Raw genomic sequence first — 23,706 nt, 5'->3', positions numbered from 1 at the left:
CCGGTGGCAAAGGACTTTCTCTCATGCAATTCCAGCTTATCAAGACAGACGGCGCAGCCCGTCGGGCAACGCTCGTTCTGAATCATGGCACCGTGCAGACGCCGGTCTTCATGCCGGTGGGTACTTATGGTTCCGTCAAGGCCATGTCTCCGCTCGAACTCAATGAAATTGGTGCCCAGATCGTTTTGGGTAATACCTTTCATTTATGGTTGCGGCCCGGCCTTGAGGTCATTGAAGCGCATCATGGGCTGCATAAATTCATGGGGTGGGATAAGCCTATCCTGACGGATTCGGGTGGCTTTCAGGTTTTCAGCCTGGGGGCGTTGCGAAAGATTACGGAAGAGGGGGTGCGTTTTCAGTCTCCTATTAATGGCGACAAGTTATTCCTTACCCCGGAGGAGTCGATGCGCATCCAGACGGTGCTGAACTCTGACATCGTAATGATCTTTGATGAATGCACGCCCTATCCAGCAACAGTTGAAGAGGCTGCCAAGTCTATGCGCATGTCGATGCGCTGGGCGAGACGCTCACGTGATGCTTTCGATTCACGAAATAACCCCAATGCGTTATTTGGCATCGTGCAGGGCGGGATGTACGAGCATCTGCGCAACGAATCGTTGGCGGGTCTTCAGGAAATCGGGTTTGACGGCTATGCAATTGGTGGCCTTTCTGTTGGTGAGCCAAAGGAGGATTTTCATCGCATTCTTGCGCATACCGCTCCGCAGCTGCCAACCAATCGTCCGCGCTATCTGATGGGAGTGGGCACGCCTGAAGATCTGGTTTTCGCGGTGGGTAAGGGTGTTGATATGTTTGATTGCGTAATGCCAACACGAAACGCCCGTAATGGCTGGCTGTTTACCCGGTTTGGCGATGTAAAAATCAAGAATGCCCGGTACAAGAACGATGTCCGCCCGCTTGATCCCTCCTGCTCCTGCTATACCTGCCGTAATTTCAGCCGGGCTTATCTGCATCACCTGTTCCGCACGGGGGAGATTCTTGGGGCGCGGTTGAATACCATTCATAACCTGCATTACTACCAGTGGTTGATGGCTGAGCTTAGATGTTCGATTGAAGCCTCCGCTTACGCCTCCTTCGTTGCGCAGTTTGCAGCAGATCGTGCTACTGGCGCCGACAGTCTTTAACCTCCCTCGCTGCAAGTGATATTCGCCCTCGTGATGGCTGGTTTGACGCACATAGTTCAGCCAGCCTCGGTGGATTTTGCAGGGGGGACCGGCTAGAATGCCCGGCTTCCAATTTAGGCAGGATGCCCCGTAAAGCAGCAATTATTCGGCGCCTTCCGCTTGAATTGTGGCACTTGTGCGGTCATTTACTGTCAATGTCTGCCAGTCTTCCCGGTGTGGTGAGGATTTTGGTTTTTCCAACGTTATATTTTGATTTTCGGAGTTCTGGATGCTTATCAGCCCAGCTTATGCAGCACCTGCCTCAACAACGCCAGGGGGCCTGGACCTCGTGTCCTTCTTGCCGATTCTGATCATCTTTGGTTTGTTCTATTTCCTTCTGATTAGACCCCAGCAGAAACAGCTGAAAGAGCGCAAAGCCATGCTAGACGCCATCGCCAAAGGCGACGAAGTGGTAACAAATGGTGGCGTTTTGGGGCGGGTCGTCAAAGCTGGTGACCAACATCTGACCGTTGAAATTGCCGATGGCGTAGAAGTGGTTGTTCAGCGCGGTGCAATTGCTCAGAAGCTTGAGAAGGGCGCGGTCAAGGCTGCCAGATAACTGCTGGCAGATTGTACCAAGACCCGTTTGATCCACAGTTTGGCGAGGTAAGCAAAGCCATCATGAATCGCTACCCAATTTGGAAGTACTTGGTCATTGTCGTTTGCCTAGTGGTGGCTTCGATATTCACCTTGCCTAACTTCTTTGGTGAAAGTCCTGCAGTCCAGGTTTCCGGCGCACGTTCCACAATCAATGTAGACCAGGCCGTCATGGCCAAGGTTGAACAGGCATTGGCTGCGCAAAAGATTCAGACCGCCGGTCTATTGCTGGAGAACAACAGCTTGAAAGTCCGGTTTAAAGATACGGAAGTTCAGCTGCACGCCAAGTCTGTCATCCAAGAGGCTTTGGGTGAGAACTACTCAGTTGCCTTGAATTTGCTGTCGGACTCACCTGCCTGGATGTCCAAATTGGGTGCGCACCCGATGTTTTTGGGCCTGGATCTGCGTGGGGGAGTGCACTTCTTGCTGGAAGTGGATATGAAGGCGGCGATGGATAAGGCCTTTGAGCGAACCGCAGGCGATATCCGTCGTGAGCTCAAGGACAAGAAGGTCCGCTATGGTAGTGTGCGCCGTAACGGCCAAACCCTGGAAGTCCAGCTTCGCGATGCGGAAACACTCTTGGCAGCCAAGCGTGCGATTGAGAAGACTTTCACCAGTCTGAAGGTCGATGAACGCCGCGGGGACAATGACTACAAGTTGGTGATTACCCTCAATCCTGAGGAAATTCGTCGCATTCAAGGCGATGCGGTAAAGCAGAACATCAGCACCTTGCATAACCGGGTGAACGAACTAGGGGTGTCGGAGCCCACGATTCAACAGCAGGGCGCCGAGCGTATCGTGGTTGAGTTGCCTGGTGTGCAGGACACGACCAAGGCCAAGGATATCATCGGCCGAACCGCCACACTTGAGGTACGTCTCGTTGAAGATGATCAGGGCAAACTGCAAGAAGCGCTTGCTGGTAATGTGCCTGCTGGTTATGAATTGCTGGAAGAGGCAGAAGAGCGTGGACGTGGCAACAAGATTCTGGTTAAGAAAGAAGTTGAGCTGACTGGTGAAAATATCAGTGACGCGCAAGCTGGCTTCGATGACCACAATTCGCCCGCTGTTCACATCCGTCTTGACTCGAATGGTGCCTCCATTTTCCGCCAAGTCACGCACGATAACATCGGCCGTCGTATGGCGATGATTCTGGTGGAGAAGGGCAAGGGCCAGGTTGTTACCGCTCCGGTTATCCGCGGCGAGATTGGTGGTGGTCAGGTTCAGATCAGCGGAGCCATGACCACGGCAGATGCCAAGGATGTCGCTTTGCTGTTGCGTGCGGGCGCTTTGGCTGCTCCGATGAACATTATCGAAGAACGCACGGTCGGCCCAAGCCTGGGTAAGGAGAACATTGAGAAAGGTTTCCATTCCACCATGTATGGCTTTGCCGCTATCGCGGTCTTCATGGTGATTTACTACCGCGTCTTTGGCTTGATCTCCACGTTTGCTTTGGCATCGAATCTGGTGTTTCTGGTTAGCTTGTTGTCGATGCTACAGGCAACGCTGACCTTGCCAGGCATTGCGGCGATTGCCCTGACTCTGGGTATGGCGATTGACTCAAACGTGCTGATCAACGAGCGGATTCGTGAGGAGATACGCAACGGCATGTCACCCCAAGCGGCAATCAAGGGGGGATACGATCATGCTTGGGCGACCATTCTGGATTCAAACATCACGACGCTGATTGCGGGTCTTGCCTTGCTGATCTTCGGGTCTGGCGCGGTGCGTGGCTTTGCGGTCGTACACTGTTTGGGCATTCTGACTTCAATGTTCAGCGCGGTATTTGTGTCGAGAGGGGTTGTAAACCTGGTTTACGGCTACCGACGTCGCGTTCAAACGCTCGCCGTTTAAAGCGAAGGAAACACTGGCATGTTCGAAATATTCCATTTCAAACGAGATATCCCGTTCATGAGTTACGGGAAATTGACGACGACGATATCTCTGGTCACATTTTTGCTGTCTGTATTTTTTCTGATCACTCGCCCTCTCAATTTCAGTATTGAGTTTACGGGGGGGACTGTGATGGAGGTGCGTTACCCCCAAGCTGCAAATTTTGAGCTGGTCCGCACTTCTATTGAGAAGCTCGAATTGGGTGGCAAGAAGCGCGACATCATTGTGCAGCCACTGGGTACCGCACGAGATGTATTGATTCGCTTGCCCAACGTTGAAGGGACCAGTAGTGCCAAGATCAGCGATCAGGCCTTCAATGCACTACTTGTCGCGAATAACGACACTCAGGAGTGTAAGCAGCTGCGTTCTGATGTCTCCGCTAAGACAGATGAAGTGAAGCACAAAGCGCTTGAAGATAAATGCTTGGTGCAACGTAAGGTCGAATTTGTTGGCCCCTCTGTTGGTGCCGAGCTGGTCGAGCATGGCTTGTTGGCGCTATTACTGGTCTGTGTCGGCATCATCATCTACCTGGCCATCCGCTTTGAGTGGCGTTTTGCGCTGTCCGCCATTCTGGCGAACATGCATGATGTGGTGATCATTCTTGGCTTCTTTGCATTTTTTCAGTGGGAGTTCTCTCTTACGGTCCTGGCTGCCGTTCTGGCGGTACTCGGCTACTCGGTGAATGAGTCTGTGGTGGTGTTTGACCGGATTCGTGAGAACTTCAGGAAAGGCAGTATGCGTGGTCGCACTGTTAGCGAAATTATCGATAACGCGATTACCACAACAATGAGCCGAACCATCATTACCCACGGCAGCACAGAAATGATGGTACTGGCAATGTTGTTTCTCGGCGGCCCTAGCTTGCACTACTTTGCTTTGGCATTAACCATTGGCATTTTGTTTGGGATTTATTCCTCGGTATTGGTAGCTAGCCCATTGCTGCTGCTATTTGGTGTTACTCGGGAGAATATGATTCCAACGGTTAAGGCAAAAGAAGAGGCGGTGCCTTGATGCAGTAAAAAGGCGGGCAATGCCCGCCTTTGTCTTTTCTGAAATACAGGCAGGTTAGTGATGCAAATTCTGGATATTTTTCTCCATCTTGATCAATATTTGGGCAGCTTTTCAGCAGAATATGGTGCCTGGATATATCTACTATTGTTCCTTGTGGTTTTTTGCGAAACGGGCTTGGTGGTTATGCCATTTTTGCCGGGAGACTCCCTGTTATTTGTTGCCGGTGCGGTGGCGGCAACTGGCGGTATTGATGTGAATTTGTTGGTGCTCATGCTATGTGTTGCTGCAATCCTGGGTAATACGGTGAATTATGCGGTTGGAAGAACCCTGGGAAAAAAATTGGCGGCAAAGCCTGGGGCGTGGTTTATCAAACAGGAACATCTCGATAGGACTCATGGATTTTTTGAGAAGCACGGTGGCAAGGCTGTCATTTTGACTCGATTCATGCCCATCCTTCGAACTTTCGCCCCCTTTGTAGCCGGTATTGGTGCAATGCCATTTGCTAGATTTCAGTTGTTTAACATTGCTGGCGCATTAATTTGGGTTATTAGTCTGGTTTATGGTGGGTATTTCCTGGGTAATTTCCCCATTGTTAAAGAGAATTTATCAATACTGGTGGTTTTGATTATTGTCGTTTCATTATTGCCTGCCATTATCGAGTTCTTCCGGCAACGTAATTTGGCCAGGGGATAAGTGTGGTGGATGAGCCATTTTTTAGCGAGAAGGTTGCTGTGCGGCAGTCATTTGATGCTGCAGCGCACCACTATGACCAATCTGCTGTTTTGCAACGTGAAGTCGCCAATCGTCTGGATGAGCGCTTTGATTATGTGAAACTTCAGCCGACCCGTTTGCTGGATCTTGGGTCGGGTACAGGTTATGGCCGCGACTTGTTGAGTAAACGTTTTCCCGATGTTCAAGTTATTGAGTTAGACCTCGCGCTTTCCATGCTTCAGGTTGCGAAGAGCAAGGCTTCATTCTGGGCAAAAGGGTGGTCTGTCTTGCGTGGAGTGCAACGGACTCAGGTTTGTGCAGATGCAGAGAATTTGCCTTTTGCGGGCGCTGTATTTGATGTGGTCTGGTCGAATTTGACCATACAGTGGTGTAACACACCGGATAGCGCTTTTGCCGATGCTTGGCGAGTACTTAAACCTGGCGGGCTGTTTACCTTCAGCACATTGGGCCCCGATACGCTGATGGAATTGCGTTCTGCATTTCAAACAGTAGATGATCAACCGCATGTAAATCGGTTTATTGATATGCATGATATTGGCGATGCCTTGGTAAAAGCTGGCTTTGGTGCCCCGGTAATTGATATGGAGCGAATCACCATGCAATACGACACGGTGAAGGATGTCATGCTCGATTTAAAAGGTATTGGCGCACATAACGTTGCCAGCGGACGTCGGCGAGGATTATTGGGCAAGCAAGCCTGGCAAAAAGTGGTTGGGTCGTATGAGCAGTTTCGTTGTAATGGCAAGCTGCCTGCCAGTTATGAAGTGATCTACGGCCATGCCTGGAAGCCGGAATCAGCCTCGAAGAAAGTGTTGCAGGATGGCCGACAGGTCATTGATTTCTTTCCAAAGCAGGGCTGACGAGGAAGACATGGCCGGCTTCTTCGTAACAGGGACTGACACCGAAGTTGGTAAGACTTATGTGACAGTTCAATTGATCCGCAGCTTGGTCGCCAATGGGTATCGCACTGTGGGCATGAAGCCCATTGCTTCTGGTGGTCTGTCTGGTCAGGACGGACGACCCGTCAACGAAGATGTGTTGCAACACGCGAATGCCGCGAACGTTGCTGCGCCCCTTGAGTGGCGCAACCCCTATGCGTTTTCCGATCCAGTGTCGCCGCACCTTGCTGCGGCAAGGGCAAATACTCATGTCCAATTTTCTGTAGTCTCCCAGGCATATCAGCATCTGGCAGCCTTGGCTGAAGTGGTTCTGGTGGAAGGGGCTGGAGGATGGCTTGCCCCAGTTTCTGAAAATCAGACCATGTCTGATCTGGCAATCGCGCTCAATCTGCCTGTAATTTTGGTTGTGGGGGTGAGGCTGGGTTGCCTGAATCATGCCATGCTGACGGTTGAGTCCATTCTTGCCCGCAATGTGCCGCTTGCTGGATGGGTGGCTAATTGCATTGATCCGGTTATGCCGTGTCAGGACGAAAATGTTGCCTATTTATCCAGCGCCATAGCGGCACCCAGGCTCGGCACCCTTCACTGGAATGAGCAAGTTGAAGGTGCCGAGACAGTCTTTGATACGGAAAGACTCAAGTTGCTGTTCTGATTAGCAAGTCTTTGCTTGAAGTTTGCCGGCGCAAAGCCGGTTAAGGTGATCAAGCGACATCATTATCTGTACTGATTATCAGCCTTGCGACTTAGATAGTCGCTGTCTATAGTGAGCTTCTGCTTTTCCCCCTCCAGAGTTTCTTGAGCAAACCCTCTAGGGTCTGCTACCATCTCGTGCGACAAATTGCCGCGCCTGCTGTTTGATTCGTATCAATGCAGGCATTTCAATTTCGTGATGCCGGAACTGTTGCGCAGACGAATTCGACGCCCGCCGCCGCCGGTGGGCGTATTGTTGTTGGGGAGAACATGAAAAATCACAGAAACAAGCTTTTGGCGACATTGGCGCTTTTCGGGGCATCCTTAAGCCACGCTGAGTATCAGCTTAATTTCCAGCAACCCGCTACAAGCATCGCTCAAGACGTTTACAGCCTGCATATGACACTTTTGTGGATATGCTTGGTGATATTCGTAATTGTTTTTGGCGTGATGTTTTATTCGATATTTAAACATCGCAAATCAACAGGCCATAAACCTGCCGATTTTCATGAAAGCGTGACAGTCGAAGTCGTTTGGACAGTTATTCCTCTGTTGATTGTCGTAGCAATGGCCTGGCAAGCAACTAAAGTCGTCATTAACCAGAAAAATACCAAGGGTGCCGATGTAACAGTAAAAGTTACTGGTTACCAGTGGAAATGGGGTTACGACTACCTTGATGAGGGATTTGGCTTTCATAGCAAATTGGCAACTCCACAGACACAATACGAGAATTTTGGAAAAGATTCTCAGCAGGTTGAAAAGAAAAACGAGAATTACCTGCTTGAAGTTGATAATGCAATGGTGGTTCCGGTCGGCAAGAAAGTCCGTTTGCTTTTAACCGCAAACGATGTAATTCACTCCTGGTGGGTGCCGGCTTTCAGTACCAAACAAGATGCTATTCCCGGCTTTATTCGTGATACCTGGTTCAAGGCTGACCGAGTCGGTGTTTATCGCGGGCAATGTGCTGAATTGTGTGGGAAAGACCACGGATTCATGCCCATCGTGGTAAATGTGGTGAGTGACGAAGATTATAAAAAATGGGTCTCCGAGCAAAAGAAAAAGGCTGCGGAAAGTGCCGACGATCCGAACAAGAAATGGGAACTCGCTGATTTGATGAAGCGTGGCGAAAAGGTCTACCAGGATAACTGTGCGGTCTGCCACAAGCCTGACGGCAAGGGCATGGGCGCCTTCCCTGCACTGGACGGCTCGAAGATTGCCAAGGGTGATCGAAGCGCGCACGTAGGCATCGTACTGGCAGGTAAGAATGCAATGCCCGGCTGGTCGAAGACGCTGTCGGACACTGAGATTGCTGCCGTAATTACTTACGAGCGTAACGCTTGGGGTAACAAGACTGGTGACGTCGTGCAGCCATCAGACATCAAAGCAGCCCGCAAGTAAGGAATAGGGAGAGTAGTTATGACCACTGCAACACACGTTACAGACCACGCGCATGATCACCACGATCATCCAAGCGGCATCATGCGTTGGGTAACGGCAACCAACCATAAAGACATCGGTACGCTCTATCTTTGGTTTGCCTTCATCATGTTCCTGTCCGGCGGCGTTATGGCCTTGTGTATCCGGCTTGAGCTGTTTCAGCCGGGCCTTCAGTACTTCCGGCCGGAGCTTTTCAATCAATTCACCACCCTGCATGGGCTGGTGATGGTTTTTGGCGCGATCATGCCGGCCTTTACAGGTTTGGCTAACTGGATGCTGCCGTTGATGCTTGGCGCACCGGATATGGCGTTTGCCCGGATGAACAACTGGTCGTTCTGGCTGCTGCCACCGGCTGCTGCGTTGTTGATGATCTCCTTTGTCGTACCTGGCGGTGCGGCGGCTGCAGGTTGGACGCTCTATGCGCCCCTGGCCACGCAAATGGGTGTTGGCATGGATCTGACGATCTTCGCCATTCACATCATGGGGATTTCTTCGATTATGGGCGCGATAAATATCATCGTGACCATTTTAAATATGCGCGCACCCGGCATGACATTAATGAAAATGCCGATGTTTGCATGGACATCCCTGATTACCGCTTATTTGTTAATTGCCGTGATGCCTGTTCTGGCCGGGGCAGTAACCATGGTGCTGACAGATCGTCATTTTGGTACCAATTTCTTTAATGCAGCTGGTGGTGGTGATCCGGTTTTATATCAGCATATTTTCTGGTTCTTTGGTCACCCAGAAGTTTACATCATGGCATTGCCTGCTTTTGGTGTAGTTTCTCAGGTTATTCCCACATTTTCTCGTAAACCGTTGTTTGGCTATCACTCAATGGTCTATGCAACCGCCTCCATTGCGATTTTGTCATTCATGGTTTGGGCGCACCATATGTTTGCGGTGGGCATGCCTGTAACTGCACAACTGTTTTTCATGTACGCAACGGCTTTGATTGCGGTGCCCACAGGTGTGAAGGTATTTAACTGGATTGCCACCATGTGGAAAGGAGCCATGACATTCGAAACGCCGATGCTGTTTGCAATTGGCTTTGTATGTCTATTTACAATGGGTGGGTTCTCTGGGGTTGTTTTGTCGATCGCTGCGGTCGATATTCAATTACAGGATACCTATTACGTTGTAGCCCACTTCCATTATGTTCTGGTGGCCGGCGCACTGTTCTCGCTGTTTGCAGCGGTGTACTACTGGCTGCCGAAGTGGACTGGCCATATGTATCCCGAGGGGCGCGGCAAGGTTCATTTCTGGTGGTCGATGATCGCCTTCAACGTCACCTTCTTCCCAATGCACTTCTTGGGCTTGGCTGGCATGCCACGCCGCATTCCTGACTATGCAACCCAATTTACCGAGTTCAACACCATGGCGACGGTTGGTGCGTTTGCCTTCGGTATCGCTCAGGTTTACTTCCTGTTCTTTGTGCTGTTGCCGACGATAAAAGGTGGTCAGAAGGCACCACAACGTCCATGGGAAGGTGGGCAGACGCTGGAGTGGGAAGTTCCGTCGCCTGCGCCGTTCCACACCTGGGAAGAGCCGCCTGCACGCGAGCTAGTGGATAAACTGAGTGCAGAACAGAAATTGCACTAATTAAATCGGGGCGAAAAAGTAATGAACAAGAATTTACGGCTAGGACTTATCTTGGCATCCATTGCCTTGGCGTTCTTTTTCGGCCTGATTATTAAAATTGCAATTATCGGGCGTTGATCAATGAGTCAAACGTCCGATCCGGGTAACCGCCAAATACTACGGCGGTTACTTATAGTGGCAGTCATGATGTTCGGTTTTGGTTACGCGCTGGTTCCCTTTTACGAAAAGATCTGCAGCGTAACCGGCATCAATAACATGATGAAGCCCGATGTAATGGGCAATACCCAGATTGATAAAACGCGCTGGATTACCGTCGAGTTTGACTCCAATACTCGTCATGACTTGCCATGGGATTTTATCCCTGAGAAAAAGAAGGTCATGGTCCACCCTGGCGAGTTGGTTCATGTGCAATATAGGGTTACCAACAAATCTGCAGATAAAGTGGCTGGTCAGGCTATTCCCAGTTATAGCCCGGCCTTGGCTGCGCAGTATTTTAAAAAGCTCGAATGCTTCTGTTTTGCAAAACAGACCATGGGTGGCCAAGAGAGCAGGGTAATGCCTGTTGTGTTTGCAATTGAGCCTTCACTGCCCAAAGATGTAAATACAATCACTCTTTCTTATACATTCTTCATGGTTGAAGGGGCTACCAAGGGAGGGTAAATGGGTAATCCGATTAATCCTTTCCGAGCCATTCTGGCAGTTTTGTCTGCGTTTTTTGGTGTGCGCAGAGGCAAAGATTCTAAGAACGATGTGTCAAAACTGACCATATGGCAGATTATATTTGCAGCGATATTCTGCGCTGCAGTTTTCATTTTTTTGCTGATCACGCTGGTACGTTCAGTTACCCATTAAGTTTTATAAAAATCAAAAGGAGTAGATGATGTCATCAAGCCAGACTGGGTATTTTGTTCCCCAGCCATCCAAGTGGCCCTTGGTTGGAGCTGTGGCCCTTTTCTTTATTGGTTTGGGTGCTGCCTTTGCCGTTAATCAGCACTCACTCGGCTATTGGTCGATTGCGGTCGGTGCCGCCATTTTGTTGTATATGCTATTTGGCTGGTTTGGTGATGTTATTGGCGAATCAGAAGGTGGACGATATGGTGCCAATGTTGATCTATCCTTCCGCTGGGGAATGGGCTGGTTTATTTTTTCAGAAGTAATGTTCTTTGGCGCTTTTTTTGGCGCTTTATTCTATTTGCGTGCTGTTTCGGTTCCTGAGCTTGGCGACATGATTCATAAAATGCTCTGGCCTGACTTCAATCCGGTTTGGCCAACAGCTGTTGCACCAAATGGCACGGAGCCATATAGCGCCATGGGGCCGATTGGCTTGCCTCTGATTAACACCATCCTGCTGCTGACTTCAGGTTTGACCTTAACTGTCGCACATTGGGGATTAGTCAATAATAATCGTGGTCAACTTAAATTATTCCTTTTGTTGACGGTTGCGTTAGGGTTTACTTTTCTGGGTCTGCAAGCATATGAATATCACCATGGCTGGACAGAGATGAATCTCACCCTGGCTTCTGGTGTATATGGCGCAACCTTTTATTTAATGACGGGTTTTCATGGCCTGCATGTCATGATTGGCGCGATCATGTTGACCGTCGTATTGCTACGCTCGGTTAAAGGTCATTTCAAACCGGACCACCATTTTGCTTTTGAAGCAGCTGCCTGGTATTGGCATTTTGTGGATGTGGTGTGGCTGATTTTGTTCGTATTTGTTTACTGGCTGTAAAAAATCGCTGTATGAAAAGTGCAGACTGCGGAAGCGCAGCTGCACTTTTTTCTTTTGTAAGGAGCAAATTTATGGGGTGGCGCCGTGGGGGGTAATCCAACCCAAGTAATTGGCAAGCAGAAGCAAAATAAATAGGCCTATAGATAATGCCACCCGTATGCTGAGTGCCCGGACAACGGCTTTGTTGTCATTCTTTTTATGTATGAGTTGTTTCATTGCGCTGCCGAGCAACACGCAAATTAAAATCAGCAATATAATTGCAATCGGTTTCATTGTTGCCTCGTGAAATCTGAATGCAGCAATCTTAACATGGGCGGACCAAATGACCGCAGGACGAAGAATTGAAACTCAGTGTGATTCGGCCTCGACCAATCATGGTCTTGGCATTGGTGTGTGTGGTGGCGGTAACGGCTTGGCTGTCAAAATGGCAGTTTAGTCGAGCCAGTTATAAGCAGCAGTTATTTCAGGCGCAGGTGGTCGCCCGTAGCATTCCGCCGTCTGTCTGGCATGGTGAGCGTGGTTCCGAATATCAGTTCCGGCGGTTTGTTTTGAATGGCCATTGGATTCGCGATCAAACCATTTATTTAGATAACAAGATTTTTCGTGGTACGGCCGGTTATTGGGTGGTGCAGCCATTTCAGCTCACGGGTAATGGCCGGCTCGTTCCAATAGTGCGAGGGTGGCTTCCTCGCCAAAGTGGCAAGCCTGAGTGGCGTGGGCGGGACGTGGTGGGCAATGTAGCGATTCAGACCCGTTTGATAGGGGCTGAGAATAAGCCATATATGCTGACACCGGAAAATAGAAATGGTGATATTTGGCAACATTTTGAATTTGATCAATATAGGCAAAAAATTGGCAGCGATCTCGAACACGTATTTATGCAGGAGGTTGCTGAAGAACATGATGGGCTGACAAGACAATGGGAAGATCCTAAATCCGATGAGGCTAAACATCTTGGATATGCATTGCAGTGGTTTTTTCTGGGCTGTGTCGCATTGATTATTTTTATGAAATTTCATGTAAAGCTGGATAGATAAATCATGGAACAAATGCAAGGTGATGCGATAAAGCGGGGGCGTCGTTTTTTTTTGATGCTGGCACTGATCAGTGCAGCGCCGGTCGCGCTCTCCTATTTTTCTTACTATTTCTGGAAGCCGAAAACAGGCCTGTCTTATGGAGAGCTGTTACCGACTCAACCATTAAAGCCCATGCCATTGAAGGATGAATACGGCAATTCTGCTTCGCTGGTTGGCTTGCGCGGTAAGTGGCTATTACTGGTAGCGGATGGAGCTGCGTGTAAGGAGAAATGTCAGGATGCGCTATTTGCAATCCGCCAATTAAGGCTGGCCCAAGGTAAAGAAATGGAGAGGGTTGAAAGGGTATGGCTGATAACTGACGGAGGTCAGATATCTCCGGCTATGAAAAATTTTAGCCACGGTGCCAAGATTCTCTCTTTGTCTGGTGAGAATACATTGCCCGTGAAGGATGGGGAGGCTGCCAGTCAATATATTTACCTTATTGACCCATTGGGTAATCAGGTCATGCGCTACGCAAGAGATGCCGATAAAATGAAGATTATCCGCGAGCTAACAAAATTGCTTAAATATAATGAGGCAATTGGCTAATGAATAATTCAAATAATTTTCGGCGAATTTTTAAACGGCTGACCTTGATAGCCGTTTTCTGGACATTTTGTCTGATTGTTTTGGGGGCATACGTCCGGCTGTCGGACGCAGGGCTTGGTTGTCCGGACTGGCCGGGTTGTTATGGTCATATTGGTGTGCCGGATAGCCCTGATGAATTAGCCAGGGCCCAGCAGTTACATCCTGATAGCCCTGTAGAGTCAGCCAAGGCTTGGAAGGAGATGATCCATCGCTACGTTGCCGGAGGCCTGGGTTTTTTGATTCTCGCCATTGTTTTTCTGGCGATTACCAAGCAACGTTATATCGGTCAATCTCCCGTTCTTGCAACTTCTTTAATTGGCGTTTTATTGCTTCAAGCAGCATTGGGGATGTGGACCGTTACTTTGCTATTAAAGCCGGCAATTGTGACAGCGCATTTGCTTGGTGGGCTGACCACACTAGGCTTGCTGTATTGGTTGGCGTTACGCCAGATGTCTTTCCCATCTGGTGGGCGTGATGCGGGTAATTTGCGCACGGCTAGTTTGGTTGGTTTGATATTGGTTTTGATTCAAATTGCGCTTGGTGGATGGGTGAGTACGAATTATGCGGCGCTGGCTTGTACCGATTTTCCAACTTGCCAGGGGTCATTTTGGCCGGCAATGGAATTTGGTGACGCATTCCATATTTTCCGTGAATTGGGAATGAAGCCAAATGGTGCAAATCTGACCATGGAGAATGTGACGGCTATTCATTATTTGCATCGCCTAATGGCTGGCTGCGTATTGGCTTATGGCGTTTGGCTCGCTTTTCGATTGGTTTCGACAGGCTTTTTCCGGGTTTTGGGCTATTTGCTGCTTGGCGCGCTGGCACTGCAAATTGCGATGGGAGTTGGAAATGTAGTGCTGCAGTTACCGCTTTTATTGGCTGTTGCGCATAATGCCGGTGCTGCATTTTTGTTGATTGTTATGTTGACGATCAATTTCAGGGTTCGAGTTTGATTGGGGATGATAGATGGCGACCAGCAATATCCAGCGTGATGGTTATTTCAGCTTGGCTCTGCTCAAGGAATTTCTGGCGCTGACCAAGCCGCGAGTGGTGTCCTTGATCGTGTTTTGTGCGGTGATCGGGATGTTTCTTGCGGTTCCGGGTTTGCCGCCTGCGGGGCTGGTGCTCGCTGCAACAGTTGGCATTGGCTTGGTGGCTGGAGCAGCTGCAGCCATTAACTGCTTGGTCGAGCAGCATATTGATGCCCGCATGGCGCGAACCCGTGCCCGGCCTTTGCCAAGAGGTCAGGTCAGCAATGGCTCGACTCTGGTATTGGCAGCTGCTTTGGGCGGTATGGGATTGTGGATGTTGTATGTCTGGGTGAATCCTTTGACCATGTGGTTGACGCTGGCAACCTTTGTTGGTTATGCCATTGTTTACACGGTATTTCTGAAACCGGCGACACCACAGAATATTGTAATTGGGGGGGCTTCCGGTGCCATGCCGCCAGTGCTGGGTTGGGCGGCAATGACCGGTCAGTTGAGCCACGAGGCCATCATTCTGTTTCTAATAATATTTGCCTGGACGCCCCCGCATTTTTGGGCGCTTGCGCTGTATCGGCGTGATGACTACGCCAGGGCGGGTTTGCCGATGCTACCGGTTACACATGGGGAGTGGTTTACTCGTCTGCATGTGTTGTTGTACACATTCATCCTCTGTGCGATTACCATTCTGCCCGTCGCGACACAGATGTCCGGTTGGGTCTACCTCAGTTCCACTTTGATTCTGGATGGTGTGTTCATCTGGTATGCAGTGTCGTTGATGCGCAGTTATAGCGACCAGCTGGCGAGGAGTGCTTTTCGCTATTCCATTCTGTATTTATCGTTATTGTTCGCAGCTTTGCTGGTGGATCATTACTTGCCGATTGGCGTGCGGTGGTAGCTGGTATGGGTGCTGAATAGCTTGTGGTATTCGGTTGAGGTAACCAAAATTCATGAAATCGTCGCTGCTAAGGTTCTGGGCATGTATGCTGGTTTTATTTCTTGCTGCATGCGGTGCCCAGCCACTGCAATTTAAGGCTACTGATGTAACGGGCAGTGCTATTGGCGGGGCGTTGAAGCTTAAAGATCACAATGGTCGTGCTGTCAGTATTGAGTCATTCAAGGGCAAGGTCGTGGTGGTTTTTTTTGGTTATACCCATTGCCCGGATATTTGCCCGACCACCATGGCAGATTTAGGCCGAACGATGAAACAGCTGGGTACTGCAGCCGCAAATGTACAGGTGCTGTTTGTGTCGCTTGATCCGGAGCGTGATAGTCCTGCGATTCTTTCGCAATACGTGCCAGCATTTCACCCGTCGTTTCTTGGGTTGACTGGCAGTTTGGAAGAAATTCAGCGCGAAGCTTCGGCATTCAAGGTGGTGTTCCAGAAGTCACCCGGCGCACAGGTTGGCGAGTACACCGTCGATCACAGCACCGGCAGCTATGTGTTTGATAAGACAGGTCGTCTGCGTTTGTATGTCAGTCATGGTGCAGGTGACGCTGTTTTTAGTCATGATATTTCTCTATTGTTGAACCAATAATAGGTGGCGACACCCTTCGCTGTCTTTTCTGGGGCTCTGCTGCTGTGGCTGAACAAGATTTAAAAAATACAGTTACCTTGATACCAGATGGGGTCGATGTCGGCCCTTATCTGTTGCGCTCTCCTTTGGAGATTGGCTACGTGCTGCGCAGCCTTTCTGCCAGTAACGAATTTGTGTCGGTTTATTTTGCCAATGGTCAGCAATTCATGCTGACCACGGTGCTGGATGTTGATGCCAAGCAAGGGACTTTTATTTTTGATAACAGCGCAGTTGAGTCAACCAACCGTGCCTTGCTTGCCAGTGATCGTTGCGTATTCGTGGCGGCACCCGATGGCGTCAAAATTCAGTTTTCGGTGCGCGGCGTTCGCAAAGCAAGCTATCAGGGCTTGACTGCCTTGGAGTCGGATTTTCCTGCAGATTTAATCAAGCTGCAGAGAAGAGAGTATTTTCGACTTGATACGCCGATGGGCAAACCCTTCAAGTGCAAGATTCCGCTGGCCGGAGGCAAGGTGCTTGAACTGTCCTTACACGACATCAGCTTGGGCGGGCTTGGCGCTTGGCTACCAGTGGGCGTGGATGGGCTTGATGTTATGGACGTTTTTCCTGGCTGCAAGCTCGACTTGGGCGCATTTGGTCTGCTTGAAGTCAAACTGGAGGTGCGTGGCAAGCGCACCATCACTCAGAAGAATGGCACGGTGCAACGTTTGGTCGGCTTCCAGTTTATTGACTTGCCAAGGCAGTATGAAAATGTTCTGCAGCGCTTCATTGCTCAGTTGGAGCGTGAACGTCATCAACTTTTGAAGAAATAGTCGCCTGGATTTCCTTCAATAAATCAATAGGCGTGCGGTAGGCCAGCCTCAGGCCGAGTTCTTTTTTTACCCGGCGGTTGTCCAGCCTTCGTGATTCCCGGATGAAGCTCCACTGAATTGGGTTCAATGCCTCGCGCAACTGCGTCAGGGGCATTCTGGGGGGCTTGGGTTGGTCGAAGGCATCGGCGACTAGATCGAACCATTCGGCCATTTTCAATTTGCTGTCATCGTTGACATTGAACGACCGCCCGCCGCGTCCGCGAAAGCTCGCCAAACACAGTGCCGTGGCCAGATCCTGAGCATGGATATGATTGCTGTAGTTGTCTTGCTCAGCGATCGGGGCTGGTGTGCGCGCAGCTAACCTGGCAAGCGGCAAGCGGTCTGCCGCGTAGATGCCTGGGGCCCGCAGAATACACAGCGCAGCCTTGGAATGCTTCGACCAGCTACGAAGTTGCTGTTCTGCGGCAACCCGCCGTGCGGCACGGTCCGATTCCGGGTGGGTTGGGCGTGTCTCGGGGATTAGCGCGCCGCCACAGTTGCCGTACACCCCGGATGTGCTGATATACACCACTCTGCATGGTAAACTGCCGCCCGCCGACAGACACGCCAAAAGCCGTCTGGTTCGATGGTCGATTAGACTGGTATTGCTGGGCGGAGCGCAATGCAGAACGATTTCCGCCAAACCGCTAAGACGCTTCAGGCTTGAGAATCGGTCTAGATCGCCCAATATCGGAATGGCGCCGAGTTTGCGTATATCTGCAGCATTTTCCTGGCTCCGAATCAGCGCAAATACTTTAAACCGCCGACATAGCCATGGAATGGCCCGCTTGGCGATATCCCCGCTACCTACAATTAGAATTCTTCGCATAATTTGCGATTGTAGCGAAATTTATACGTTTTACGTTTGTACTTGAAAGAATCCATCATGCCGAAACAACTTACCATTGAACCCAGCAAGCAGCTGATCACCATGCAGGATGACGAGACCATCCTGCAGGCGGCGCTCCGAGAAGGCTTCAATATGCCTTACGGCTGCCGCAATGGCGCTTGTGGGGCGTGCAAAGGTAAATTGCTGTGCGGAGAAGTGAGTTACAAGCCCAATCAGGCTACTGCCTTGAGTGCGGCTGATGCCGAGTCTGGGTTGGCGTTATTCTGTTGTGCTTATCCGCAAGCGGATATCACGATTGAGTGCCGCGAAATTGTCGCAACCAAGGATATTCAAATTAAAACGCTGCCATGTCGTGTCCAAAAAATTGAGATTGTCTCTCACGATGTAGCGGTATTGTCTTTGAAATTACCAACCAATGAGCGCCTGCAATTTCTTGCCGGTCAATATATCGATATCTTGATGAAGGATGGTAAGAAAAGAAGCTTTTCTCTGGCGAATGCACAGCATGATGATGAATTTCTGCAGCTGCATATTCGCCATGTTGCTGGTGGTGAATTTTCGGAGCATGTTTTCTCTACCATGAAGGAAAGAGAGATCCTGCGATTTAACGGGCCGTTAGGTAGTTTCTTTTTACGTGAAGATTCGGACAAGCCGATTATCTTTATTGCGTCCGGTACGGGTTTTGCACCTATCAAGAGCATGGTCGAGCATGCCTTGCACAAAGGCATGCAGCGCCAAATGATCTTGTACTGGGGGTGTCGCTCCATGGCGGACCTGTATATGCCATCTCTGCCATCACAATGGCAGCAGGCGCATTCCAACTTTACCTTTATTCCTGTTTTATCGGAGCCTAAGCCTGAGGAGTCATGGCCAGGGCGTGTGGGCTTGGTGCATGAAGCGGTTTTGAATGATTTTGCCGATCTATCGGGCTTTCAGGTCTATGCCTGCGGAGCGCCGGTTATGGTCGAAGCTGCTCATACCACGTTCACTGCAAGAGGGTTGCCGCAGGAAGAGTTTTTCTCTGACGCATTCTTTCTGGCTAAAGATCTGAAGTAGATATTGCATTGATTGGTAAGGATTTTTAAGGAAATTTGCGAAAAATTTACTTGCTGATCGAGAAAAATATGAAAAAAAGCGTGGTGTTTCGGTAAAAGTTAGATATAATGCGCGCTCTTCGCCGGTGTAGCTCAGTAGGTAGAGCAGCTGACTTGTAATCAGAAGGTCGGGGGTTCGATTCCTCTCGCCGGCACCAGAAATAAACAAAACGGCTCGCCTTGTGCGAGCCGTTTTGCATTGGTGCGCCGGTTTCGCTGTTTTGCCGCCGCCAAGAGGTTTTGGCTCGCAAGGCTTTTCGGCGAGAGTATGCACTCTACTTTCGCCCTGAAAGCGCGCTGGGCTATTATCCGCCTTCATTCGCGCCTTGGGCGTGGCGCCTTCATGGATGGTTCTCCGTATGCTCCCTATCGTTGTCATTTCTGGTACAGGCTTGTATACCCCTCCCTGTACCATTACCAACCAGGAACTGGTTGAGTCTTACAACCGCTACGTGGCGGATTTCAACCTTATGCGCGCTGCAGACATTGCGAGTGGTTCCCTTGAGCCGCTGCAGGAGTCTTCGGTTGAATTCATCGAGAAAGCGTCAGGCATCAAGCAGCGGCATGTGGTAGATAAGGCTGGCGTACTTGACCCCAAACGCATGGCGCCCTCCATTCCTGAGCGGACCAATGATGAGCTGTCATTAATGGCAGAAATGGCGGTAGCAGCCGCTCGGCAGGCGCTCGACAACGCGGGGTGCAGCCCGGAAGAGATTGATGCGGTGATCTGTGCGGCGTCCAATATGCAGCGACCCTACCCCGCCATTTCGATTGAGATACAGAAGGCGCTGGGTATTGGTGGCTACGCGTTCGATATGAACGTCGCGTGCTCATCGGCGACTTTTGGCATTGAGCAGGCCGCTAACGCCATCAAGGCGGGCACTGCGCGACGGGTGCTGGTGATCAATCCAGAAATTTGTTCCGGACATTTGGACTGGCGAGATCGTGATTGCCATTTCATCTTCGGTGATGTCTGCACGGCTCTGGTGCTGGAGCGTGCCGACTTGGCGCGTAGACCGGGCTTCGAGGTGCTTGGTACCAAGCTGGCCACGCAGTTTTCCAACAATATCCGCAACAACTTTGGCTTCCTCAATCGGGGGGATGAGGCGGGTATTGGTAAGCGGGATAAGCTGTTTGTACAGGAAGGCCGTAAGGTGTTCAAAGAGGTCTGTCCGATGGTGGCCGAACACATTGCCGGTCATTTGCAAGGTATTGATAAGAATCCGGAATCTGTCAGTCGTTTCTGGTTGCATCAGGCCAATCTCAATATGAACCAGCTGATCGCTCGCAAGCTGTTGGGACGTGATCCTGAGCCTGCTGAAGCCCCGGTTATTCTCGACCAGTTTGCCAATACCAGCTCAGCTGGTTCGATCATTGCTTTCCACCTCCATCGCGCTGATCTGACCGCTGGGGAAGTAGGGGTGATATGTTCGTTTGGCGCGGGGTATTCGGTAGGTAGCGTCATCGTGCGAAAACGCTGAGATTGCATGACATCTGGATGAATGCATCCAGATGTTGCAACGCGGCTAGCCCTGCCGCCAGCGCTTGTGCTACCGTTCCGCGCCATACGTGCAAGACGTATAGTCAACCAGTCCCAGATCGGGGTAATTGCTCTACAACGTTGAGAGGATGACGATGAAGGATTTCAAGCTGCTGAAGGTTGCTGTGGCTGTTGCGGTTGCGGCTGTTGGCATGAATGCACATGCTGCGAAGACCCTCCGCTTTTGCTCTGAGGGTAGTCCTGAAGGTTTTGACCCGGGTCAGTTCACATCCGGTACTACGTTTGATGCATCGGCCGAGACCATCTACAACCGACTGGTACAGTTCGAGCGGGGTGGCACGCATGTTGAGCCCGGCCTGGCGGAAAAGTGGGAAGTCTCCACGGATGGCTTGGTCTATACGTTCAAGCTGCGCAAGGGTGTGAAGTTCCACACCACCGATTTCTTCAAGCCATCGCGTGACTTCAATGCCGATGACGTGGTGTTCACCTTTGACCGGATGGTCAATAAGGAGAACCCTTTCCGTAAGGCCTACGCGACAGAATTCCCATATGCAACCGATATGGGCATGGATGACAACCTGGCCAAGGTTGAGAAAGTGGACGACTACACCGTCAAGTTCACTTTGAAGAAGGTTGATGCGCCTTTCCTTCAGAACATGGCAATGTCCTTTGCCTCGATTCTTTCTGCTGAGTACGCTGACAAGCTGCTGAAGGCAGGCAAGCCCACCGAAATCAACACTGCGCCGATCGGTACCGGTCCTTTCATCTTCAAGAGCTACCAGAAAGACTCGGTCATCCGCTACGTTGCCAACAAGAACTACTGGAAGAAAGCCGACCTGAAGCTTGATGGCCTGGTGTTCTCGATTACCTCCGATGCAGCGGTTCGTGCTCAAAAGCTGAAAGCTGGCGAGTGCGATGTGGTTGCGCATCCCAAGCCTGCTGATCTGGCAGGTCTGAAGGAAGACGCCAAACTCAAGATCATGTCCCAGTCTGGCTTTAACCTTGGCTATGTGTCCTACAACACCACCAAGAAGCCTCTGGATAATCTGATGGTACGTCAGGCGCTGGATATGGCGATCAACAAGAAGGCCATTCTGGATGCGGTTTACCAAGGTGCAGGCCAGGCTGCAACCAACCCGATGCCACCGACCCAGTGGTCATACAACACCACGCTCAAAGATGCTGCTTACAGCCCGGAAAAGGCCAAGGAGTTGCTGAAGAAGGCAGGTGTTGCCGAGGGCACTGAAGTGACGCTGTGGGCGTTGCCAGTTCAACGCCCCTACAACCCCAATGGCAAGCTGATGGCTGAAATGATCCAGGCTGACTGGAAGAAGATCGGTATCAACGGCAAGATCACCACTTATGAGTGGGGTGAGTACCTGAAGCGCGGCAAGGCTGGTGAGCATGATGTGATTCTGCTGGGCTGGACCGGTGACAACGGAGATCCGGACAACTGGCTGGGCACCTTGCTGTCCTGCGATGCAATTGGCGGTAACAACTACTCGCGCTGGTGCAACAAGGAGTTCAACGACGCCGTGATGAAGGGCAAGCAGGTTACCGACATCAAGGAGCGCACCAAGCTCTACATGAAGGCGCAGGAAGTGTTCAAGAAGGAAGTACCGTTTACTACCGTTGCACACTCGACCGTTCATGTGCCGATGCGCAAGGAAGTGGATGGCTTCAAGGTAAGTCCGTTCGGCCTGTTCTCCTTCTACGGAGTCAGCCTGAAGTAAACGGATGGATCGTTCCGGGAAAAGGACAGGCATGCCTGTCCTTTTTTACGTGTTTGCGGAGTGAGAAAGCTGGCGAAGCCAGCACAGTCAATCATTGTGGGTGAAAAAATGAAACAAGGTATGCGATCTGTTTTCCATTTGAGTGCGTTGGCACTGGCATTGGCCACGACACCAGTTTTGGCTAAGCCGCTGATCTTCTGCTCGGACGGTGAGCCGGAAGGTTTTGACTCCGCCATGTTTACAGCGGCGACAACCAACGATGCCTCATCGGAAGCCATTTATAACCGCCTGGTCGATTTCCAGAAGGGGTCCACCAAGGTTGTGCCTGGCCTCGCTGTAAAGTGGGAGATCAGTGACGATGGCCTGACCTATATCTTTCACCTGCGCCGTGGCGTCAAATTCCACACCACGGAATGGTTTACTCCAAGCCGTGAATTCAATGCAGACGACGTGCTGTTCAGCTTCAAGCGCCAGTTGGATAAGGATCACCCTGGCCATACCGCCAGCAAGCAAGGTTGGCCGTATGCCAACGATATGTCCTTTCCTGATCTGATCAAGAGTATCGAGAAAATCGATCCGTACAAGGTCAAGTTCGTCTTGAGCCGCCCGGATGCCCCGTTTCTCGCGGATCTGGGTATGGGCTTCACGTCTATCGTTTCGGCTGAGTATGGCGAAAAACTGGTCAAAGACGGCAAGCCAGAACTGATCAATACCCAGCCAGTCGGTACTGGCCCCTTTGTGTTCAAAAAGTATCAGAAGGGGGAGTTTGTCCGCTATGAGGCGAACCCAAGCTACTGGGGCGGCAAGCAACCTATCGACAAGCTGGTATTTGCCATCACGGCTGATCCCGCTGTTCGTGCCCAGAAAATCAAGGCGGGTGAGTGCAATTTCATGACCTACCCGAAACCTGCTGATGTACCGGGCTTGCAGGCTGACAGCAAGTTGCATGTCCAGACTACCGAAGCGCTGGTGACTTCCTACTTGGCGTTTAACACCCAGAAGAAGCCGCTTGCTGATAAGCGCGTGCGCCAGGCCCTGTCGATGGCGATCGACAAGGATGCGATTATCAAGACCGTCTACGAAGGCCGTGCGGCCAAGGCGCACCTGCCTTTCCCGCCGTCAATGTGGGGTTATAACAAGTCGATCAAGCCATTGGCGCACGACTATGCCAAAGCTAAGGACTTGCTCAAGCAGGCAGGTTTTCCAAATGGTTTCGAGACCACCATCTGGGTGCGTGTTGGCGGCGGCGGGTCGAACCCTAACTCCAAGTTGACGGCCGAGCTGATCCAGGCTGACTGGAAGAAGGTTGGCGTTGAGGCCAAGATTGTTGTGATGGAGTGGGCGGAATTGCTCAAGCGCTCCAAGGCTGGCGAGCATGAAGTCACCATTAATGGCTGGGCTGGCGACAATGGCGATCCGGACAACTTCCTGACCCCTAACCTGAGCTGCAAGGCAGCAGAGAGTGGTGAAAACCGCGCTCGATGGTGTAACAAGAAGTTCGATGAGCTACTGGAGCGTGCCCGCTTGGTGACCAAGGTGGCAGAGCGCACCAAGATGTACGAAGAAGCCCAGAAGATCTTTGCCGAAGAGGCGCCATGGTCGGCGTTGGCTCATCCGATGATGACTGTGGTATCGCAAAAGAACGTCACAGGCTTCGTGCCCTCGCCGTTTACCAACAATAACTTCACCGGCGTGAACGTCAAGTAAGCGTCATACCCCCT

Annotated in this window: 25 protein-coding genes and 1 tRNA gene; 24 read left to right on the top strand and 2 right to left on the bottom strand. The window is 50.8% G+C overall.

Annotation, left to right across the window (positions count from 1 at the left end):
* Positions 1-23 precede the first annotated feature (23 nt).
* From tgt to PZA18_RS08060, 13 genes are all read left to right on the top strand, one after another.
* Positions 24-1,142: a tRNA guanosine(34) transglycosylase Tgt gene (gene tgt, locus PZA18_RS08115; protein WP_284100315.1), complete on the top strand. Its 1,119-nt coding sequence runs from the start codon at positions 24-26 to the stop codon at positions 1,140-1,142.
* A 328-nt stretch (positions 1,143-1,470) separates the two neighbouring features.
* Entirely contained in the window at positions 1,471-1,740 is a 270-nt protein-coding gene (gene yajC, locus PZA18_RS08110) for a preprotein translocase subunit YajC (RefSeq protein ID WP_308447353.1), read from the top strand.
* A 62-nt stretch (positions 1,741-1,802) separates the two neighbouring features.
* Positions 1,803-3,629, top strand: coding sequence for a protein translocase subunit SecD (gene secD, locus PZA18_RS08105; protein WP_284100313.1), 1,827 nt, complete (start codon positions 1,803-1,805; stop codon positions 3,627-3,629).
* 18 nt (positions 3,630-3,647) lie between these two features.
* Entirely contained in the window at positions 3,648-4,679 is a 1,032-nt protein-coding gene (gene secF / locus PZA18_RS08100) for a protein translocase subunit SecF (protein ID WP_284100312.1), read from the top strand.
* A 60-nt stretch (positions 4,680-4,739) separates the two neighbouring features.
* Positions 4,740-5,372: a DedA family protein gene (locus PZA18_RS08095; RefSeq protein ID WP_284100311.1), complete on the top strand. Its 633-nt coding sequence runs from the start codon at positions 4,740-4,742 to the stop codon at positions 5,370-5,372.
* Positions 5,373-5,377: 5 nt separating this feature from the next.
* Entirely contained in the window at positions 5,378-6,271 is an 894-nt protein-coding gene (gene bioC / locus PZA18_RS08090) for a malonyl-ACP O-methyltransferase BioC (protein WP_284100310.1), read from the top strand.
* Between the two features lie 10 nt (positions 6,272-6,281).
* The gene (gene bioD, locus PZA18_RS08085; protein WP_284100309.1) at positions 6,282-6,962 is read left to right on the top strand and encodes a dethiobiotin synthase; all 681 of its coding nucleotides are present in this window, start codon (positions 6,282-6,284) and stop codon (positions 6,960-6,962) included.
* Between the two features lie 215 nt (positions 6,963-7,177).
* Positions 7,178-8,398: a cytochrome c oxidase subunit II gene (gene coxB / locus PZA18_RS08080; protein ID WP_308447352.1), complete on the top strand. Its 1,221-nt coding sequence runs from the start codon at positions 7,178-7,180 to the stop codon at positions 8,396-8,398.
* 18 nt (positions 8,399-8,416) lie between these two features.
* The gene (gene ctaD, locus PZA18_RS08075; RefSeq protein ID WP_284100308.1) at positions 8,417-10,039 is read left to right on the top strand and encodes a cytochrome c oxidase subunit I; all 1,623 of its coding nucleotides are present in this window, start codon (positions 8,417-8,419) and stop codon (positions 10,037-10,039) included.
* Between the two features lie 21 nt (positions 10,040-10,060).
* Positions 10,061-10,156: a cytochrome oxidase small assembly protein gene (locus tag PZA18_RS25455; RefSeq protein ID WP_284100307.1), complete on the top strand. Its 96-nt coding sequence runs from the start codon at positions 10,061-10,063 to the stop codon at positions 10,154-10,156.
* A gap of 3 nt (positions 10,157-10,159) precedes the next feature.
* Positions 10,160-10,699, top strand: a complete 540-nt coding sequence (locus PZA18_RS08065; RefSeq protein ID WP_284100306.1) for a cytochrome c oxidase assembly protein — start codon at positions 10,160-10,162, stop codon at positions 10,697-10,699.
* Positions 10,700-10,891: a DUF2970 domain-containing protein gene (locus PZA18_RS24965; RefSeq protein ID WP_308447351.1), complete on the top strand. Its 192-nt coding sequence runs from the start codon at positions 10,700-10,702 to the stop codon at positions 10,889-10,891. It abuts the gene before it with no gap.
* A 25-nt stretch (positions 10,892-10,916) separates the two neighbouring features.
* Positions 10,917-11,771 (top strand): cytochrome c oxidase subunit 3, encoded by an 855-nt coding sequence (locus PZA18_RS08060; protein WP_308447350.1) that lies wholly within the window; start codon positions 10,917-10,919, stop codon positions 11,769-11,771.
* Between the two features lie 69 nt (positions 11,772-11,840).
* Here the strand turns inward: PZA18_RS08060 and PZA18_RS08055 are convergent, their stop codons facing one another.
* Positions 11,841-12,044, bottom strand: a complete 204-nt coding sequence (locus PZA18_RS08055; RefSeq protein WP_284100305.1) for a DUF2909 domain-containing protein — start codon at positions 12,042-12,044, stop codon at positions 11,841-11,843.
* A gap of 68 nt (positions 12,045-12,112) precedes the next feature.
* Between PZA18_RS08055 and PZA18_RS08050 the strand changes: the two genes are divergently transcribed.
* The 6 genes from PZA18_RS08050 to PZA18_RS08025 are packed head-to-tail and all read left to right on the top strand — an operon-like array spanning position 12,113 to position 16,768.
* Positions 12,113-12,808 carry an SURF1 family protein gene (locus PZA18_RS08050; RefSeq protein WP_284100304.1) on the top strand — a complete coding sequence of 232 codons (696 nt, stop codon included), beginning with the start codon at positions 12,113-12,115 and terminating at the stop codon, positions 12,806-12,808.
* Between the two features lie 3 nt (positions 12,809-12,811).
* The gene (locus PZA18_RS08045) at positions 12,812-13,396 is read left to right on the top strand and encodes a cytochrome C oxidase subunit I (protein WP_284100303.1); all 585 of its coding nucleotides are present in this window, start codon (positions 12,812-12,814) and stop codon (positions 13,394-13,396) included.
* Entirely contained in the window at positions 13,396-14,391 is a 996-nt protein-coding gene (locus PZA18_RS08040) for a COX15/CtaA family protein (RefSeq protein ID WP_284100302.1), read from the top strand. Before PZA18_RS08045 ends, PZA18_RS08040 begins: the two co-directional genes overlap by 1 nt.
* A gap of 13 nt (positions 14,392-14,404) precedes the next feature.
* Positions 14,405-15,319: a heme o synthase gene (gene cyoE, locus PZA18_RS08035; RefSeq protein WP_284100301.1), complete on the top strand. Its 915-nt coding sequence runs from the start codon at positions 14,405-14,407 to the stop codon at positions 15,317-15,319.
* A 52-nt stretch (positions 15,320-15,371) separates the two neighbouring features.
* Positions 15,372-15,959, top strand: coding sequence for an SCO family protein (locus PZA18_RS08030; protein WP_284100300.1), 588 nt, complete (start codon positions 15,372-15,374; stop codon positions 15,957-15,959).
* A 44-nt stretch (positions 15,960-16,003) separates the two neighbouring features.
* Entirely contained in the window at positions 16,004-16,768 is a 765-nt protein-coding gene (locus tag PZA18_RS08025) for a flagellar brake protein (RefSeq protein ID WP_284100299.1), read from the top strand.
* Here PZA18_RS08025 and PZA18_RS08020 read toward each other — a convergent pair.
* Positions 16,722-17,450 carry an NAD-dependent epimerase/dehydratase family protein gene (locus tag PZA18_RS08020; protein ID WP_308447349.1) on the bottom strand — a complete coding sequence of 243 codons (729 nt, stop codon included), beginning with the start codon at positions 17,448-17,450 and terminating at the stop codon, positions 16,722-16,724. The two genes, PZA18_RS08025 and PZA18_RS08020, sit on opposite strands and share 47 nt — an antisense overlap.
* A gap of 243 nt (positions 17,451-17,693) precedes the next feature.
* On the opposite strand from PZA18_RS08020, the gene PZA18_RS08015 reads away from it, so the two are divergent.
* The 5 genes from PZA18_RS08015 (at position 17,694) to PZA18_RS07995 (ending at position 23,692) form a co-directional block, all read left to right on the top strand.
* Positions 17,694-18,713, top strand: a complete 1,020-nt coding sequence (locus PZA18_RS08015; protein WP_284100297.1) for a CDP-6-deoxy-delta-3,4-glucoseen reductase — start codon at positions 17,694-17,696, stop codon at positions 18,711-18,713.
* 120 nt (positions 18,714-18,833) lie between these two features.
* Positions 18,834-18,909 (top strand) — tRNA-Thr (locus tag PZA18_RS08010).
* Between the two features lie 201 nt (positions 18,910-19,110).
* On the top strand, positions 19,111-20,232 hold the full coding sequence (locus tag PZA18_RS08005) for a beta-ketoacyl-ACP synthase III (protein ID WP_284100296.1): 1,122 nt from the start codon (positions 19,111-19,113) through the stop codon (positions 20,230-20,232).
* 154 nt (positions 20,233-20,386) lie between these two features.
* Positions 20,387-21,985, top strand: a complete 1,599-nt coding sequence (locus PZA18_RS08000) for an ABC transporter substrate-binding protein (protein WP_308447348.1) — start codon at positions 20,387-20,389, stop codon at positions 21,983-21,985.
* 120 nt (positions 21,986-22,105) lie between these two features.
* Positions 22,106-23,692: an ABC transporter substrate-binding protein gene (locus PZA18_RS07995; protein ID WP_284100295.1), complete on the top strand. Its 1,587-nt coding sequence runs from the start codon at positions 22,106-22,108 to the stop codon at positions 23,690-23,692.
* Positions 23,693-23,706: the final 14 nt, after the last annotated feature.

This window comes from Parachitinimonas caeni (assembly GCF_030129945.1).
GTDB classification, from domain to species: Bacteria; Pseudomonadota; Gammaproteobacteria; order Burkholderiales; family Chitinimonadaceae; genus Parachitinimonas; species Parachitinimonas caeni.
This window is presented reverse-complemented; position numbering and strand designations above follow the sequence as displayed.